The 16075-nt window shown below is 71.8% G+C and carries 15 protein-coding genes; 12 read left to right on the top strand and 3 right to left on the bottom strand.

Features of this window, described 5'->3' with window-relative positions; genetic code table 11:
- Positions 1 to 261: 261 nt before the first annotated feature.
- The 3 genes from ACH5A8_RS31785 to ACH5A8_RS31775 form a co-directional block, all read right to left on the bottom strand.
- On the bottom strand, positions 262 to 1215 hold the full coding sequence (locus ACH5A8_RS31785; protein ID WP_399007458.1) for a hypothetical protein: 954 nt from the start codon (positions 1213 to 1215) through the stop codon (positions 262 to 264).
- 41 nt (positions 1216 to 1256) lie between these two features.
- Positions 1257 to 2846: a DUF6801 domain-containing protein gene (locus ACH5A8_RS31780; RefSeq protein ID WP_399007457.1), complete on the bottom strand. Its 1590-nt coding sequence runs from the start codon at positions 2844 to 2846 to the stop codon at positions 1257 to 1259.
- A 100-nt stretch (positions 2847 to 2946) separates the two neighbouring features.
- Positions 2947 to 3579 carry a hypothetical protein gene (locus ACH5A8_RS31775; RefSeq protein WP_399007456.1) on the bottom strand — a complete coding sequence of 211 codons (633 nt, stop codon included), beginning with the start codon at positions 3577 to 3579 and terminating at the stop codon, positions 2947 to 2949.
- Positions 3580 to 4314: 735 nt separating this feature from the next.
- Between ACH5A8_RS31775 and ACH5A8_RS31770 the strand changes: the two genes are divergently transcribed.
- The 12 genes from ACH5A8_RS31770 to ACH5A8_RS31715 all read left to right on the top strand — a co-directional run bounded on the left by ACH5A8_RS31770 (position 4315) and on the right by ACH5A8_RS31715 (position 16060).
- Positions 4315 to 5325: an ABC transporter ATP-binding protein gene (locus ACH5A8_RS31770; protein ID WP_399007455.1), complete on the top strand. Its 1011-nt coding sequence runs from the start codon at positions 4315 to 4317 to the stop codon at positions 5323 to 5325.
- Complete coding sequence (locus ACH5A8_RS31765) at positions 5322 to 6086, top strand: MlaE family ABC transporter permease (protein WP_399007454.1); 765 nt, start codon at positions 5322 to 5324, stop codon at positions 6084 to 6086. Before ACH5A8_RS31770 ends, ACH5A8_RS31765 begins: the two co-directional genes overlap by 4 nt.
- A 6-nt stretch (positions 6087 to 6092) precedes the next feature.
- A complete protein-coding gene (locus tag ACH5A8_RS31760) occupies positions 6093 to 6899 on the top strand; it encodes an MlaE family ABC transporter permease (RefSeq protein WP_399007453.1) in 807 nt (268 codons plus the stop codon).
- A gap of 1 nt (position 6900) precedes the next feature.
- Positions 6901 to 8154, top strand: coding sequence for an MCE family protein (locus ACH5A8_RS31755; protein WP_399007452.1), 1254 nt, complete (start codon positions 6901 to 6903; stop codon positions 8152 to 8154).
- Positions 8151 to 9230, top strand: coding sequence for an MCE family protein (locus tag ACH5A8_RS31750; RefSeq protein WP_399007451.1), 1080 nt, complete (start codon positions 8151 to 8153; stop codon positions 9228 to 9230). Before ACH5A8_RS31755 ends, ACH5A8_RS31750 begins: the two co-directional genes overlap by 4 nt.
- Positions 9227 to 10324, top strand: coding sequence for an MCE family protein (locus tag ACH5A8_RS31745; RefSeq protein WP_399007450.1), 1098 nt, complete (start codon positions 9227 to 9229; stop codon positions 10322 to 10324). Before ACH5A8_RS31750 ends, ACH5A8_RS31745 begins: the two co-directional genes overlap by 4 nt.
- Positions 10321 to 11367, top strand: a complete 1047-nt coding sequence (locus ACH5A8_RS31740; RefSeq protein WP_399007449.1) for an MCE family protein — start codon at positions 10321 to 10323, stop codon at positions 11365 to 11367. Before ACH5A8_RS31745 ends, ACH5A8_RS31740 begins: the two co-directional genes overlap by 4 nt.
- Before the next feature lie 140 nt (positions 11368 to 11507).
- Positions 11508 to 12752, top strand: coding sequence for an MCE family protein (locus tag ACH5A8_RS31735; protein WP_399007544.1), 1245 nt, complete (start codon positions 11508 to 11510; stop codon positions 12750 to 12752).
- Positions 12749 to 14035, top strand: coding sequence for an MCE family protein (locus ACH5A8_RS31730; protein WP_399007448.1), 1287 nt, complete (start codon positions 12749 to 12751; stop codon positions 14033 to 14035). The genes ACH5A8_RS31735 and ACH5A8_RS31730 overlap by 4 nt, the downstream gene beginning before the upstream one ends.
- Positions 14032 to 14550 carry a hypothetical protein gene (locus ACH5A8_RS31725; RefSeq protein WP_399007447.1) on the top strand — a complete coding sequence of 173 codons (519 nt, stop codon included), beginning with the start codon at positions 14032 to 14034 and terminating at the stop codon, positions 14548 to 14550. The genes ACH5A8_RS31730 and ACH5A8_RS31725 overlap by 4 nt, the downstream gene beginning before the upstream one ends.
- Positions 14551 to 14789: 239 nt before the next feature.
- A complete protein-coding gene (locus ACH5A8_RS31720) occupies positions 14790 to 15491 on the top strand; it encodes a hypothetical protein (RefSeq protein ID WP_399007543.1) in 702 nt (233 codons plus the stop codon).
- Positions 15492 to 15517: 26 nt separating this feature from the next.
- Complete coding sequence (locus ACH5A8_RS31715; RefSeq protein ID WP_399007446.1) at positions 15518 to 16060, top strand: nuclear transport factor 2 family protein; 543 nt, start codon at positions 15518 to 15520, stop codon at positions 16058 to 16060.
- The last annotated feature ends 15 nt before the right edge of the window (positions 16061 to 16075 follow it).

Raw genomic sequence — 16075 nt, 5'->3', positions numbered from 1 at the left:
GGGGGGGGCGCGGGGGCGGGGGGGGGGGGGGGGGCCGGGTGGGGGGGGGGGGGGGCGGGCCCCCCCGGGGGGGGGGGGGGCGGGGGGGGGGGGCCCCCCCCCCCCGGGGGGGGGCCCCCCCCGCCCGGCCGTCAGGTGCATGTCCGTGTGAAAGGTGAAGTTAAATCAACTCCTCCGCGATGTGCACCAGTCGTGCACACATTGGTGTCCTGAGAGGGCCGCGGTCGGCCGGGTCGGCTGATACTCGCCGGTGGTCGGCCATTACTTGACGGCGGAGTGCCAGTCCTTGGAGAGGGTCTTGCCGGCGTCGGGTGCGACCGTGCCGGGGGCCAGCAGGCCCGCCAGGGCGGTCTGCGTGTCGTTGAGCGTGACGCTGTTCTTCCCGGCGGCCGACGGCAGCCCGGTCTTGAGGTTGACCGCCGCGTCGATCAGGCCGAGCAGCCCCAGGCCGCAGCCGCTGGCGCCGGGCACGGCGAAGGTGCTGTCGTTCTGGGCCGCCCCGGTGAGGTTGATCCGGCTCATCTCGCCGTCGTCGGCGACGGTGCCGTCGCCCTTGAAGAACGTCATCCCGAAGTCGGGCAGGTCGAGGTTCTTCGGGCGCAGCACGATCGGGTTCGACTTGGTGCCGATGTAGCAGTTGGAGCCCAGGAACGGGTTCTGCAGGTGGATGCGGACCGGGATGGCGACGATCGTCTGGTCCGTGACGATGCCCGCGGTCTGGTCGAAGTCGCTGGGCGAACCCACGGACTCCACGGTGGCCGTGATCTTGTTGAGGCTGCTGTCGGTGATCTGCTGGCAGATGGCCGTGACGGCCGGGATGTTGCTCGGGCACATCAGGCCGAGCAGCCCCCCGGGCACGGTCGCCGAGTCGGCGATCAGCGCCCCGGAGGCGGGAGCCACGACGCTGCTGGTGCCGTCCGAGTTCTCCACGACCCCTATCTGGAGGTCGGTACGGCCCGTGGTCACCGTGGTGTTGCCCAGTTTGATGGAGCCGCTCGCCGAGGTGGACACCACGCACTGCGGGGTCCGGACCAGGCCGTCCGCCGCCAGCATCGCCGGGGCGTCCACCGGACAGCGGGTGAAGGGCGCCCATTCGCCGCCCAGCTGGGTGGTCGCGGCGGTGGCCGTTCCCATGGCGGCGAAGGAGCCGAGCGCGGTGCCCAGGGCGGTGACGGTGGTGGCCAGCAGTCTGGTGCGGCGGGGGAACCGGTTCATGTCGGGGCCTTCCATGAGAGTCCGAAGGGGATGGAGGTGGCTCAGCGTTCGGGAACGGGGATCTGCGCCGGTTGCAGGTCGTCGGTGCACTGGCCCTCGACCGGGGAGGCCACGCCGCAGGTCTGGCCCTGGATCTGCTTGATGTAGTTGCCCGGTCCGGAGACCGAGGCCGTCAGCAGCGCGTCGAGGTTCTCGCCGCCCGCGGTGCAGCCGGTGAAGGCCGGGATCGCCGCCTCGCCGGTCAGCGGGCCGCCCGAGAGCAGGATGTAGCCGGTGGCCGGCTCGCCGAGGGCGTACTCGCCCCTGCCGTGCAGCACCAGGTGGTCGCCGGGGTGGCTCGCGGCCTCGGGGTCCGCGGAGCTGAGCGGCGTACGGGTCCGGCAGGAGGAACCCACGGCCAGCGGGGTGCCGTTGACCGTCAGGGAGGTGACCTTCAGGACCAGCGGGACGCGGACGTAGGTGTCCATCGTGGTGTAGAAGGTCGTCATGTCCATCTGGCCGAGGGAGTCGATGGTCAGCGGGCCCGTCTGCTCCAGCACCATGGTGGCCGTCACCGGCACGAAGTCGAAGGTGAGGAAGGTGGCCTTGAACGGCGCGGTCTGCTTGCGTCCCTGGTAGGAGAGCCGGCCCTCGGAGTGCTGGGAGATGATGGCCGGACCGTCGCCCTCCGGGAACTGGAAGTCCGGCTGGCCCTGCTCGATCAGCGTGCACGAGGGCGGCAGCAGCGCCGCGCCCTTCTGCTTGCGCACGTTGGCGTAGCCGGTGATGTACGCGTTCAGCGACATGGCGTCGGCCGGCTGCGCGGCGTCGTAGCGGCACGTCGGGGCGCTGGCGCCGGCTGCGGAGGCGCCGGCGGCGGCCTTCGGGGCCCGCCCGGACCGCGGGCCCCCGCCGCTTCCCGAGGGGTCCTGGGCGGACGGGCTCTGGGCGGAGGGGCTGTGCGAGGACGACGGTGACGGTGTGCCGGAGCCGGAGGGCGAACGGCTCGGGCCGGAGGCGCCCCCGCCGACCGGGACGGTGGCCAGCAGGCCGTGGCCGGGAGCGGCCTTGTCGTCCAGGGAGCAGGTGACGGTGAGCGGGGCCGCGGCGGCGTCGACGCCGTCCGGCGTGGTCACCGCCAGGTCGAGTGCCAGGTTCCCGGCGGAGAGGGTCAGGTCGCCGGCGCTGCGGGCGGTCACCGTCGGGACGTCGCCCGTCGCGGTCAGCGTGAGCGGTCCGGAATCGGGGACGGCGACCGGCTGCGCGGTGCCGCGCCAGGTCGCCTCGGCCGAGGCGCCGTTCTGGGCCACGCCGACGGCGAGGCTGGTCGCCGCGCGCACCTCCGCGTTCTGCGGCGCCTTCAGGTCCGCCACCGCCTCGGCGGGCAGTTCCACCGCGGTGGTGACGCCCGAGGGCCGGATCGCCTGGTGCGGCGCCACCCGGTCGGGCACGGCCGCCGAGACCCGTACCGTCGCCTCCCGCTGCCCGGAGGGGAACGCGCAGACGTAGGGGAGGGAGGCCTCCACCTGCTGGGCGTCAGCGGTGGCGATCGCGGCCGGAACCATGGCGGCGAGTACGACGAACGCTGCGGTCGTCGCGGTCCTGACGCGGATGCGGGGGCTTTGCCGGACGGTGGCACGAGGGCCTTTCATCTGCTGCTCCGCTCGATCGTGTCTCGGGACGCGGGCTCGCACCGGCGGCGACCGCCCGGCCGGGGTCGCCGGCCGGGCGGTCGCGGACGGGCGCGGGCCCTTACGGGTTGGAGCCGACGATCGTCGGGATGGTGCTGGTGCCCTTCACCTTGACGGCGTAGTTGCCCTTGAAGGTGGGCTTGGTGGAGGTCGTGACGACCGTGCCGCAGCCGCTGGCCGCGGTGACGGCCAGGTCGCCGGAGACGCTGTTGACCGCGAGGATGCCGGTGGAGTTGGTGTACGTACCGGACGCCTTGCCCTCCACGGTGAAGTGGCAGGCGCCGGCGACCACGTTGGCCTTGACGCTGCCGATGTAGCCCTTGGTGACACCCGTCGCGGCGGTGTAGTCCTGCGCGACGACGTGCCAGGTGCCGACCGGCGTGGCCGTGACGGCGCCGAGGATGCTGGTGCACGGCGAGCTGGTGGTGCCGAAGTTGATGGCGGTGATGTCGGCGACCGACGCCGGGTTGCCGGTGGCGCTCGCCATGGTGCCCGAGGCGCTCGACGTCGTACACGTCATCGGGATGTTGGCGGTCAGCACGATGTTGCCGCTGTTGGTCGCCGTGAAGCTGGACGGCGACGGGCTCACGGTCCACACCGTGGAGGCGTTGGCGGAGGCGGGGGCGACGGCGATGCCGAACGCGGCCGCACCCGCGCCCGCCACGACCGCGATCGTTCTGAGGGTCTTCTTCATGGCTCTGGGACTCTCCTTGTGGATTGACCGGCAGAAGGGGCCGCGACGGAACCGATGGAGGGTGGGAGCAGCGGCCCGCGGCCCGAATGTGTCGACCGCGAGCACCGACGTTACTTGCGGGAAACTTGACGGAACAATGCCGCCGACCATGATTCTTTGAAAAGGGCAACCATCTGTTCGCCAGGTGAGCACCCCATGGCGCCGCTTAGTCATCCAATGCCAAGAAAGGCGCCGCCCGTCTCGCTCGGCCGATCATGCCGGAGCGCCGGTGGAGTTTCCGTCGCCGGCTGCTCGAAGGCGGCTCCTGCGCACCCGATGACAATTCAGGAACGGGTATTTGTCACGCTGCTGACAGGTCGCTCATGACCGGATCACATATTGCGGAAAAACCGCGATCCGCTCTTGCCCGTCCAGGTTACTCGGCCGTAACGTGCCGGACGCGGCACTGACCTCCGCATCGGCGGCCCCCCGCCGGCCGGAGGTGTGGCGGACGTCCGGCCCCTGCCCTCCTTCGGGGCCGTGCCCCCGCCGGCAGGGCCTCGCGCATCCCACCCCCCGGAGGCGCGCGGCCCTGCTCTGTCGTCCGGAGACAAGGTCGCGCACCGCACCTTGTCTGCGCGGTGACAAAGTCCGGGAGGGCAATGGAAAACCGGTGCCGGTCCTGTTGCCACATGACCTTGTACCGGCTTAACGTGCGCACCCGGTGCGCGCTGGCCCACCCTTGTCGGAGGTGATATGGGAATCGAAGTGGTGGTCGAGGGTCTGACCAAGTCGTTCGGCAGCCAGAACATCTGGCAGGACGTGACTCTCACGCTTCCGGCCGGTGAAGTCAGTGTCATGCTCGGCCCGTCCGGGACCGGGAAGACGGTGTTCCTGAAATCGCTCATCGGTCTCCTCAAACCGGACCGCGGCCGTGTCCTCATCAATGGGGTCGACATGGTGAACAGTCCGGAGCGCGAGATTTTCGAGACCCGGAAACTCTTCGGGCTCATGTTCCAGGACGGCGCCCTCTTCGGCTCCATGTCCCTCTTCGACAACATCGCCTTCCCCCTGCGCGAGCACACGCGCAAGAAGGAGGCCGAGATCCGCCGCATCGTCATGGAGCGGATCGAGGTCGTCGGACTCCTGGGCGCCGAGCGCAAGCTGCCGGGGGAGATCAGCGGCGGCATGCGCAAACGGGCCGGCCTGGCCCGCGCCCTCGTGCTCGACCCGCAGATCATCCTGTGCGACGAGCCGGACTCCGGGCTCGACCCGGTGCGCACCGCCTACCTCTCCCAGCTGCTGATCGACCTGAACGCCCAGATCGACGCGACGATGCTGATCGTCACCCACAACCTCGACATCGCCGCCACGGTCCCCGACAACATGGGCATGCTCTTCCGCCGCGAACTGGTCACCTTCGGCCCGCGCGAGGTGCTGCTCACCAGTGAGGAACCGGTCGTCGCCCAGTTCCTCGCCGGCCGTCGTGAGGGGCCCATCGGGATGTCGGAGGAGAAGGACGCCGCGGCCCTCGCCGCCGAGGCCGCCGACCCGCGCACCCGGGCGAGCGCGCCCCGCGAGATCGTCCCGCAGCTGGAACCCTCCCCGGGCCTCCCCACGCGCCGTGCCGTCGCCCGTCGCCGCGAACGCGTCCTCGGCATGCTCGACCGGCTGCCGCCCGCCGCCCGCGCGGCCATCGAGCGCACCTACGCCGCGGCCCCCACCACACCCGTCCTGCCGCTGCCCGCGACCGGGAGCGGCTCATGATCACCGGCGCGCTGCGGCAGACCGGACGGCTCTTCGCGCTGGCCGCCGAGGTCGGCCGGGCCATCTTCAGACGCCCTTTCCAGTACCGGGAGTTCGTCGAGCAGTTCTGGTTCCTCGCCAGCGTGACGATCCTGCCCGCCGCGCTCGTCTCGATCCCCTTCGGCGCCGTGATCGCCCTTCAGGTCGGCTCGCTCACCCAGCAACTGGGCGCCCAGTCGTTCACCGGCGGGGCCAGCGTGCTCGCCGTCGTCCAACAGGCGAGCCCGCTCATCGTGGCCCTGCTGATCTCCGGCGCCGGCGGTTCCGCCATCTGCGCCGACCTGGGTTCCCGCACCATCCGCGAGGAACTGGACGCCATGGAGGTCATGGGCGTCTCGCCCGTGCAGCGCCTGGTCGTACCGCGGGTCCTTGCCGCCATGGGCGTGGCCGTCCTGCTCAACGGACTGGTCTCCGTGGTCGGCATCCTCGGCGGCTACTTCTTCAACGTCTACCTCCAGGACGGCACCCCCGGCGCCTATCTGTCCAGCTTCTCCTCGCTCGCCCAGCTGCCCGACCTCTACGTCAGCGAGATCAAGGCCGTGATCTTCGGGTTCATCGCCGGCATCGTCGCCGCCTACCGCGGCCTCAACCCGCGCGGCGGCCCCAAGGGAGTCGGCGACGCCGTCAACCAGTCCGTCGTCATCACCTTCCTCCTGCTCTTCTTCGTCAACATGGTGATCACGGGCGTCTATCTCCAGATCGTCCCGCCGAAGGGGGGCTGAGGAACCGTGGCCTCCCCGCTGATATGGCTCGACCGCTCCGGCGAGCGCATGCTCTTCTACATCCGCTCCGTGCTCTGGGTGCCGCGCACCCTGCGCCGCTACCTCAAGGAGGTGCGGCGGCTGCTGGCCGAGGTCGCCTTCGGCACCGGCGGCCTCGGCGTCATCGGCGGCACCATCGGTGTGATGATCGGGATGACGCTTTTCACCGGGACCGTCGTCGGACTCCAGGGCTACGCGGCCCTGGACCAGATCGGCACCGCGGCGTTCACCGGCTTCGTCTCCGCCTACTTCAACACACGCGAGATAGCGCCCCTCGTCTCCGGCCTCGCCCTCTCCGCCACCGTCGGAGCCGGCTTCACCGCCCAGCTGGGCGCCATGCGCATCAACGAGGAGGTCGACGCCCTGGAGGCCATGGGCATCCGCTCCCTGCCCTACCTGGTCACCACCCGCATCATCGCCGGCGTCGTCGCGATCGTCCCGCTCTACGCGATCGGGCTGCTCTCCTCCTACCTGGCCTCCCGCGCCGTGACCGTCATGTTCAAGGGCCAGTCCAGCGGCACCTACGACCACTACTTCAACCTGTTCCTGTCACCCACGGACGTGCTGCTGTCGGTACTGAAGGTACTGATCTTCAGCGTGATCGTGATCATCGCCCACTGCTACCACGGCTACCACGCGCACGGCGGTCCGGCCGGCGTCGGCGTCGCCGTGGGCCGCTCGGTGCGCAACGCCATCGTGCTGATCGCCGTGACCGACTTCTTCCTGTCGCTGGCCCTGTGGGGCGCCACCACGACCGTGAAGGTGGCGGGGTGAGATGAGCAGTCCGAGAGGCGAGAAACTGCGGCGCCGACTGGCCGGAGTGGTGTTCCTGATCGTGCCCGTCCTGCTGATCTGGCTGGCGGTCGCCGTGTACGACAAGACCTTCACCGACACCACCCCGGTGACCGTGGAGACCGGCGCCGTCGGCAACGAGATGCACCTGGGCGCCGAGGTGAAGATGCGCGGCGTCGTCGTCGGCGAGGTACGCGCCATCGACCCCATCGCCGACGGCGCCCGGCTCACCCTGGCCCTGCGTCCCGGCGCCCTGGCCCGGATCCCGGCCGGCGTCAGCGCCCAGATGCTGCCGACCACCCTGTTCGGGGAACGCTTCGTGGCCCTCGTCCCGCCGGCGCACCCCTCGGGCCGGTCGCTGGCCGCGGGGGCCCTCATCCCGCAGGACCGCTCCGCGAACGCCGTCGAACTCCAGCAGGTGCTGGACAACGTGCTGCCGATGCTCACCGCCGTCCAGCCGCAGAAGCTCTCCGCCACCTTGTCGGCCGTCTCCCAGGCGCTCTCCGGACGGGGCGCCCGGCTCGGCGAGACCCTCAGCCGACTCGACGCCCACTTGCGCGAGTTCAACCCCGAGCTGCCCACCCTCAACCGCGACCTGAAAGAACTCGTGAAGGTCAGCAACGTCTACGCCGACGCCGCCCCCGACATCGTCACCGCGCTCACCGACTTCACCACCACCAGCCGGACCCTGGCCGAGAAGGACGGCGACCTGGCCGCCACCCTGGGCGCCACCACGACGACGGCTCAGGACGTCACGGCCTTCCTGCGGCAGAACAAGTCCAACATCATCCGCCTCAGCGCCGCCTCCAGGCCCACCCTCCAGCTGCTCGCCGAGTACTCCTCGTCCTTCCCCTGCACCCTGCGCACCCTCGCCGACTTCGTGCCCCGGATGGACCAGGCACTCGGCAAGGGAACGGACCAGCCCGGACTGCACGTCGACGTCACCACGGTGGCCTCGCGCGGCGCCTACGTCCCCGGCCGGGACACGCCGTCCTACGACGCCTCGGGCGGCCCGCACTGCTACCCCGTGCCTTACCTCGGCGTCCCCGCCGCACCGGCCGCACAGGTGCCGGCGACCGCCGCCCAGAGCCTCGGGCCGGCCAACTCGCCGCAGGAGAACCAGCTCGTCAACGAACTGCTCGCACCGGCCACCGGCCGGCAGCCCGACGACCTGCCGGACTGGAGCAGCCTGCTCGCCGGTCCCACACTGCGCGGCGCGGAGGTGACACTGCGATGAGGATCCGCCACCGCGCGAGCGGGCAGCGGGACGAGGCGCACCCGGGCCGCCGCCCGCTGACCGGGCCCCTGCTCAAGTCGCTGGTCTTCGTGGTGGTGACCGCGCTGGCCACCACCGTGCTCGGCCTGAGCGTCGCCAACACCGGCGTGAGCGAGGCAAGTCACTCCTACAAGGCGCTGTTCACCGACGTCACCGGCCTCGTCGACGGCGACAGCGTACGGGTGTCGGGGGTGAAGGTCGGCGAGGTCACGGACGTACGCGTCGTGGACCGGCGCACCGCCCAGGTCACCTTCACCGTGCGCGAGGGGCAGTCCCTGCCCCGCTCGACGACCGCCGCCGTGAAATACCTCAACATGGTCGGTCAGCGCTACCTCGCCCTGGACCGGGGCAGCGGCACGCTCGGCGGCACCCTCGCCTCCGGCGACACCATCCCGCTCGACCGCACCGAGCCCGCACTCGACCTGACCCTGCTCTTCAACGGGTTCAAGCCGCTGTTCGAGGGGCTCTCCCCGAAGGACGTCAACGAACTGGCCGGCTCCATCGTCCAGGTGCTCCAGGGCGAGGGCGGCACCGTCGACAGCCTGATCCAGCACATCGGCTCGCTCAGCACGACGGTCGCCGCCAAGGACCAGGTGATCGGCGAGGTGGTGTCGAACCTCGACACCGTCCTGACCACCCTCAACGACCGCGAGGCCGGATTCGACGACCTGGTCGAGACCCTGCGCCGGCTCGTCAGCGGATTCAACGACGACCGCAAGCCGCTGGGCCAGGCCGTGGCCGCGATGGGCGACCTGACCACGGTGACCGCCGGCCTCCTCCAGGACGGACGCGCACCCCTCAAGCAGGACATCCGCGAACTGGGCAGGCTTTCCGGCAACCTCGCCGACGGCGCCCCGCGGATCGAGGACTTCCTGGCGAAGAGCCCCGCCAAGATGACCGCGCTGGCCCGCCTGTCCTCCTACGGATCATGGTTCAACCTCTATCTCTGCGAGGCACGTGTGAGCGGAGTGACGACCAGCGACGGCTCCAAGGCGCCCACCGGCATCCAGGTCACCGAACCGAGGTGCGGCGCATGACCCTCCTGCAACGGCCCGAGCGCCGCACCGACGACCGCGCCCCGCGCACCCGTCGGCCGCGCCTGAAGCCCGTCAAGGAACGCGACCCGATCGCCGTCGCCCTCGTCGGACTGCTCCTGCTCGCCCTGCTCACCCTCCTCGCCTACAACGCCGACCGGCTGCCACTGATCGGCGGCGGCACCGCCTACAGCGCCGACTTCAGCGAAGCGGCCGGTCTCGACAAGGGCGACGAGGTGCGCGTCGCCGGCGTCAAGGTCGGCAAGGTCACCGGCGTGTCCCTCGACGGTGACAAGGTCAAGGTCACCTTCGAGACCAAGGGCGCCTGGATCGGCGACCGCACCACCGCGGCCATCGCCATCAAGACCCTGCTCGGCGACAAGTACCTCGCCCTGGACCCGCTCGGCACCGCCCGCCAGGACCCCGGCAGCCGCATCCCGCTGACCCGCACCACCTCGCCCTACGACGTGACGCAGGCCTTCCAGGACCTCGGCTCCACCGTCGACGCCATCGACACCCAGCAGCTCGCCAAGAGCTTCGAGACGATCTCGCAGACCTTCAAGGACTCGCCGCCCGACGTGCGCAACGCCGCCACCGGCCTGTCCGCCCTGTCGCGCACCGTCTCCGAACGCGACCAGCAACTGTCGAAACTGCTCCAGGGCAGCCGGCGGTTCACCAAGACGCTCCAGGACAAGAAGTCCAGCTTCGAGACCCTCATCGAGGACGGCGGCTCCCTGCTCGGCGAACTCCAGGACCGCCGCGACGCGATCCGCGCCCTGCTCACCGGCAGCAGGGCCCTGGCCACCCAGCTCAGCGGCCTGATCGCGGACAACGACAAGCAACTGGACCCCACCCTCAAGGCACTGGGCCGCGTCACCGACGTCCTGGACAAGAACCGCACCCAGCTGGACCGGACACTGGCCCTGGTCGGCCCGTACTACCGCCTCGTGGGCAACACGCTCGGCAGCGGACGCTGGTTCGACAGCTACCTCTGCGGAGTGGTGCCCCGCACCTACCTGCCCGCCCAGTCCCAGCCCACGACCGGATGCGTGCCGCCGAAGCAGTCGGCGCAGGCCCAGGGGAGCGGTGAACGATGACCAGACGCGGCAGACTCCTCCCGAGGACCCGGGGCGCACGACTGCTCGCCGGCGCCCTCGCCCTGGTGGTGGTCGCCGCCGGGCTGGCCGTCGCCGGGACCTTCGACTCCAGCGGCACCCGCCTGACCGCCTACTTCGACCGCGCCGTCGGCATCTACGCCGGCTCCGACCTGCGCATCCTCGGCGTGCGGGCCGGCGAGGTGACGTCGGTGCACCCGCAGGGCACCCAGGTGCGGGTCGACCTCACCCTGGACGAAGGGGTGAAGGTCCCCCAGGGAGCACACGCCGTGATCGTGGCGCCGAGCGTCGTCGCCGACCGGTTCGTGCAGCTCACCCCCGCCTACCGCGACGGGCCGGCCCTCCCCCGGGACGCCGTCCTGCCCGCCTCCCGCAACCGCACACCCGTGGAGATCGACCAGCTGTACTCCTCGGTCACCGACCTCAGCAAGGCACTGGGCCCCGACGGCGCCAACTCCGCCGGCGCCCTGTCCGACCTGCTGCGCACCGGCGCGGCCAACCTCGACGGCAACGGCGCGGCCATCGGCGATGCCGTCGAGCAGTTCGGCAAGGCCGCCAAGACCCTCAACGGCTCCAGCGACTCCCTGTTCACCACACTCGCCCAACTGCAGACGTTCACCACCATGCTGAAGAACAAGGACACCGACGTACGCACCGCCCAGGAACGCCTGGACACCGTCGTCGGTTTCTTCGCCGACAACAAGGACGACCTGGCCGGCGCCCTCGAACAACTCGGCACGGCACTCGCGCAGGTCAAGCAGTTCATCAAGGACAACCGGGGCGAGCTGAAGAAGAACGTCGACAAACTCGTGCCGATCACCCAGACCCTCGTCCAGCAGCGGGCCTCGCTCGCCGAGGCACTGGACGTGGCGCCCCTGGCCGCGAGCAACGTCGTCGGCGCCTACGACACCGACAACCGCACCCTCGACGGCCGCGCCGACCTCAACGAGATCAGCATGGGCGGACCACTGCTGCCGCTGCCGGCCACCGGCGGCGCGGCGACCTCCGGAAAGGGGGCGCGGTGAGACGCCGCACACGACGGCCCGAGGACGCCCCCGCGCCCGAGGAGCGGACCGCGGGGGAGACCGAGGCGCCGGAGCCCTCCGGGGCCGGCGGACCCGGCGCCTCCCGCCCCCGGCAGGCGGCCACAGCCGTGACGCGCGGTCTGCGCAGCGGCGCCACGGCCGTCGGCACCTCCTCGGGAGGCCTCCTCGCCCTCGCCGTCGGACTCGTCCTGGCGATCGGCGCGTTCACCCTCACGGTGCCCCGCTTCCACGGCATCGAGGACCTGCCCCTGCCGGGCGGCGCCGACCTGGGCCCCCACCCCTACACCGTCACCGCCGAACTCGACGACGTGCTCAGCCTGGTCCCGCAGGCCGCGGTCAAGGTCGACGACGTCACCGTCGGACGGGTCACCGCCATCCACCTCGACGGCTGGCACGCCCGCGTCACCATGAGGATCAACGGCAGCGTGCGGCTGCCCGCCGACGCCGGCGCCCGGCTGGAACAGTCCAGCCTGCTCGGCGAGAAATACGTCCAGCTCGTCGCACCCGCGAAGGACACCACCACCGCACGGCTCGGCGACGGCGACCTCATCCCGGTCGCCCGCACCGGCCGCAACACCGAGGTGGAGGAAGTGTTCGGCGCGCTGTCCCTGCTGCTCAACGGCGGCGGCGTCAACCAGCTCAAGACCATCACCCAGGAACTGGACGCCGCCCTCGGCGGACGCGAGAGCGAGGTCCGCTCCACCCTCGAACGGGTCAACACCCTCGTCACCGACCTCGACGACCACCGCCGCGACATCACCGACGCCCTCGACGGCGTCAACCGGCTCTCCGCCACCCTCGCCGGGCGCAAGGACGACGTGCGGACGGTCCTCACCGGACTCTCGCCCGGTCTGAAGACCCTCGACGAGCAACGCGGCTCCCTGCTCACCATGCTGCGCTCCCTCGACACGCTGTCCGGCGTGGCCGTCTCCACCGTCAACGCGAGCAAGCAGGACATGGTCGCCGACCTCAAGGCCATCGCGCCCACCCTGCGGGCCCTCGCCGACGCGGGCGCCGACCTGCCGGACTCGCTCCAGGCACTGCTCACCTACCCCTTCACCGACGAGGTGCTCAGCGGAGTGAAGGGCGACTACCTCAACGTGTACCTGAACATGACCGCCACGCCCGGAACGCAGGTCATCCCGCCGCTGATCCCGTCCACGGCCGCGCCGGGCGCCGCCGCGGCGGCCGGCGGACAGGGCGCCCCCGCCCAGGGGAGCCCGGCTAAGAAGGGCGCCGCGAAGAAGAGCCCGGCGCGGCCGACGGGAAAGGCGACGGCTCCCTCCGCCGCGACCTCGCCGACGGCCGTGCTGCCGCTGCCGTCCGTCCCCACCCCGGCCCAGGACGGAGGCGACGCCCGGTGATCACCCTCGCCGTACGCCTGAAGAACCTCGCCTTCCTGGTCATCGCCGTCCTCGTCCTCGGCTTCGTCGGCATCCGCTACGCCGACCTCGGCCGCTTCGTCGGGGTCGCCGACTACTACACCGTCGACGTCCGACTGCCCTCCACCGGGGGGCTGTTCACCCACTCCGACGTGACCTACCGCGGAGTGTCGGTCGGCAGGGTCGGCCCCATCGACCTCACCGCCGACGGAGTGGTGGCCGAACTGCGCATCAAGAAGTCCGCCCCGCACATCCCCGCCGACACCCGGGCCGTCGTGGCGGGGCTGTCGGCGGTCGGCGAGCAGTACATCGACCTGCGCCCCCAGAGCGACGACGGACCCTACCTCGCCGACGGGGCACGCATCGAACAGGCCGACACCCAGGTGCCCGCACCCGTCACCGACGTCCTCACCAGCGTGAACGACCTCACCAAGTCGGTTCCGCTGGACGACCTGCGCACCGTGGTCGACGAGCTGGGCAAGGCCTTCGAGGGCCACGGCGACGACCTCCAGGTACTGCTCGACAACGGCAGCGCCTTCGTGGAGGCCGCCGACCGCGCACTGCCGTCCACGACCCGGCTGATCGACGACGGCGAGACGGTGCTGCGCACCCAGGCCGAAGAGGGCCGGGCCGTGCGCGACTTCGCCACCGGAGCCAGGGAACTCACCCGCACCCTCAAGGACTCCGACTCCGACCTGCGCCGGCTGCTCACCGTCACCCCCGACGCGGCCACCCAGGTCAGCGGCCTCCTGCGCGACCTCGACCCGAGTCTGGGCGTGGTCCTCGCCAACCTCCTGACCACCTCCGAGATCGCCGTCACCCGCCAGCACGGCATCGAGGAACTCCTCGTGAAGTACCCGGCGGCCGTCGCCGCCGGCGCCACCGCCGTCGACGGAGGAAAATTGCACCTCGGCATGGCCGTCACCTTCTTCAAGCCCCTTCCCTGCACCGCCGGATACGGTGGCACGCGCTACCGCAACGGACTCGACCTCGGCACCGCGCCCGCCCTCAACACCGACGCGTCCTGCACCGCCTCGGCCGCGAGCGGGGTGAACGTACGGGGCTCGGCGCACGCCCCCGGCGGCGGCGCGGTCCCCACTCCGGCCAAGCCCGGATCCCTGCCCTCGGGCAGCGGCTCGCAGGCCGCGGCCACCTCCGCCGCCGGTACACCGCTGCCCGGCGCCCTCGGCCTGCCCAACGCCGCCGAAGGCGGCCCGGCCGGCCTCGCCGGGCTGCTCTCCCCGGCCGCGGAGGGCGCCCGGTGAGGCGGGCCCGCGCCGTCACCGGCGCGGTGCTCGTCCTGGCGCTGGGATTCTGCGGCACCGGCGCGTGGACGTACGCCCGCGCCCGGGGGGACGACTCCCTCTCCTACGGCCGTGAGCGCGACGAGGCGCTCGCCGACGGGCGCGCCGCCATCGCCGTGCTGACCACCCTCGACGCCTCCTCCCGGCAGCGCGCCCAGGCGGGCATCCGGTCCTGGGGCGCGGCCTCCACCGGCCCGCTGCGCGACGAACTGGCCCAGACCGCGCCGAAGGCGGGGACGTCGGCGCGTGGCACGGTCACCGAGGCCGCCGTCACCGCCCTCGACACACGCTCCGGCACGGCGAAGCTCATCGCGACCGTACGCGTGGACGTCACCCCCGCCGGGACGAAGACGCCCACCACGGACCGCAAACGCCTGGAGGCGGTCCTGGAGCGCACGGGCGGGGGCCGGTGGAAGGTCAGGGCACTGGACGCCGTACCGCTCGCGGGGGCGGCACAGGAGGACGAGGACCGATGACACCTCTGCTGCGCAGGGACAGGACGCGCGAGGCCGCCGCACCGGCGGACGAGGCCACCGGGCCCGACCCGAGCGGCACACCGGCGGAGGACGCGAGGACGGGCGCCGGGGGCACCGACTCGGAGTCCTGCGGGGAGAAGTCCGCTGCGAGGCCGACCGGTTCGCAGTCCTGTGGGGAGAAGTCCGCTGCGGGGCCGACCGGTTCTGACTCTCGTGGACGGAAGTCCGCTGCGGAGGGGATCGGTTCGCCGTCCCGTGGGCAGAAGTCCGCCACGGAGAAGGCCGGTCCGGAGTCGCATGAGGAGGAGTCCGGTGCACGGGGCGCCGGTCCGGAACCGGACGGGGACGGATCCGGCCCGGAGACCGGCGCGGACCGTGCTCGCCCGGAGGCCGACGCGGGCACGCAGGCGGAGGAGACGACCGGACGCCGCCGCTTCACGCGAGATCGGCTGCGAGGGATCGCCCTCGTCGTGCTCACCGTGGCGCTGGTCCTCGCCGGCTGCGGTTTCCTCTACCGCGCCCACGAGCTCAGATCGGCCCCGGCGGCCCGGAACCGGGCGCTGACCGACACGGAGGCCACCACCCGTGTCGCGGGCGACGTCGCCGACGACCTCGCCCGGATCTTCTCGTACACGCCGGAAGGCCTCGACGCCACCGAGCGTTCCGCGCGCTCCGTCCTCACCGGGCGGGCGGCACGCCAGTACACGCAACTGCTCGCCCGGATCCGCGCGGACGTCGCCAAGCAGCGCGTCACCCTCAGCACCCAGGCCGTGCGCACCGGAGTCGTCCGGCTCGACGGGGACGACGCACGGCTGCTGGTCTTCCTCGACCAGGTCTCGCGGCGCGGCAAGGCCGCCGGCAGCTCCGCCGCGGCCCAGCTCACGGTCACCGCGCACCGGGAGAACGGCCAGTGGCGGATCGTCGACATCACCACCCGCTGAACGTGCGCGGGAGACGGGAGACACCCATGGAACGCACGGCCCGTCCGCTCGCCGGGCCCCGGGCCCTGCCGGTCCTGGCCCTCGCCCTCGTCCTGGTCGCGGGCGGATTCGCGGCCTGGGCCGGCTGGGACTGGTACGCGGCGGCCCACGACGACTCCGCGGCGTACGCGGTCCAGCGGGACCGGGCGCTGGCCGCCGGCGAACAGGCCGTCCAGAACCTGAACACCCTCGACCACGACGACCTCGACCGCGGCCTCGATCTGTGGGAGTCCTCGACGACCGGGGACCTGCACGACCAGCTCGCCTCGGGGCGCAAGGAGTTCGCCGAGCAGGTGAGGACGGCGAAGACGGACACGACGGCCCGGGTGCTCTCGGGCGCGGTCACCGAGCTCGACGACCGCGCGGGCCGGGCCCGCGTACTCGTCGCGCTGCGGGTGACCGTGAAGGCGTCCGACGGCAAGAGCACCGACAAGGACAGCCGGATGCTCGGCGAACTGACCCGCACCGGCGGCCGGTGGAAGCTGAGCGCCCTGGGCCAGGCGCCCGTCGGCGGCACATCGGCCGGCTGAGCCCGCGGCACGCCA

This window comes from Streptomyces sp. NPDC018610, assembly GCF_044391765.1.
Lineage (GTDB): Bacteria > Actinomycetota > Actinomycetes > Streptomycetales > Streptomycetaceae > Streptomyces.
This window is presented reverse-complemented; position numbering and strand designations above follow the sequence as displayed.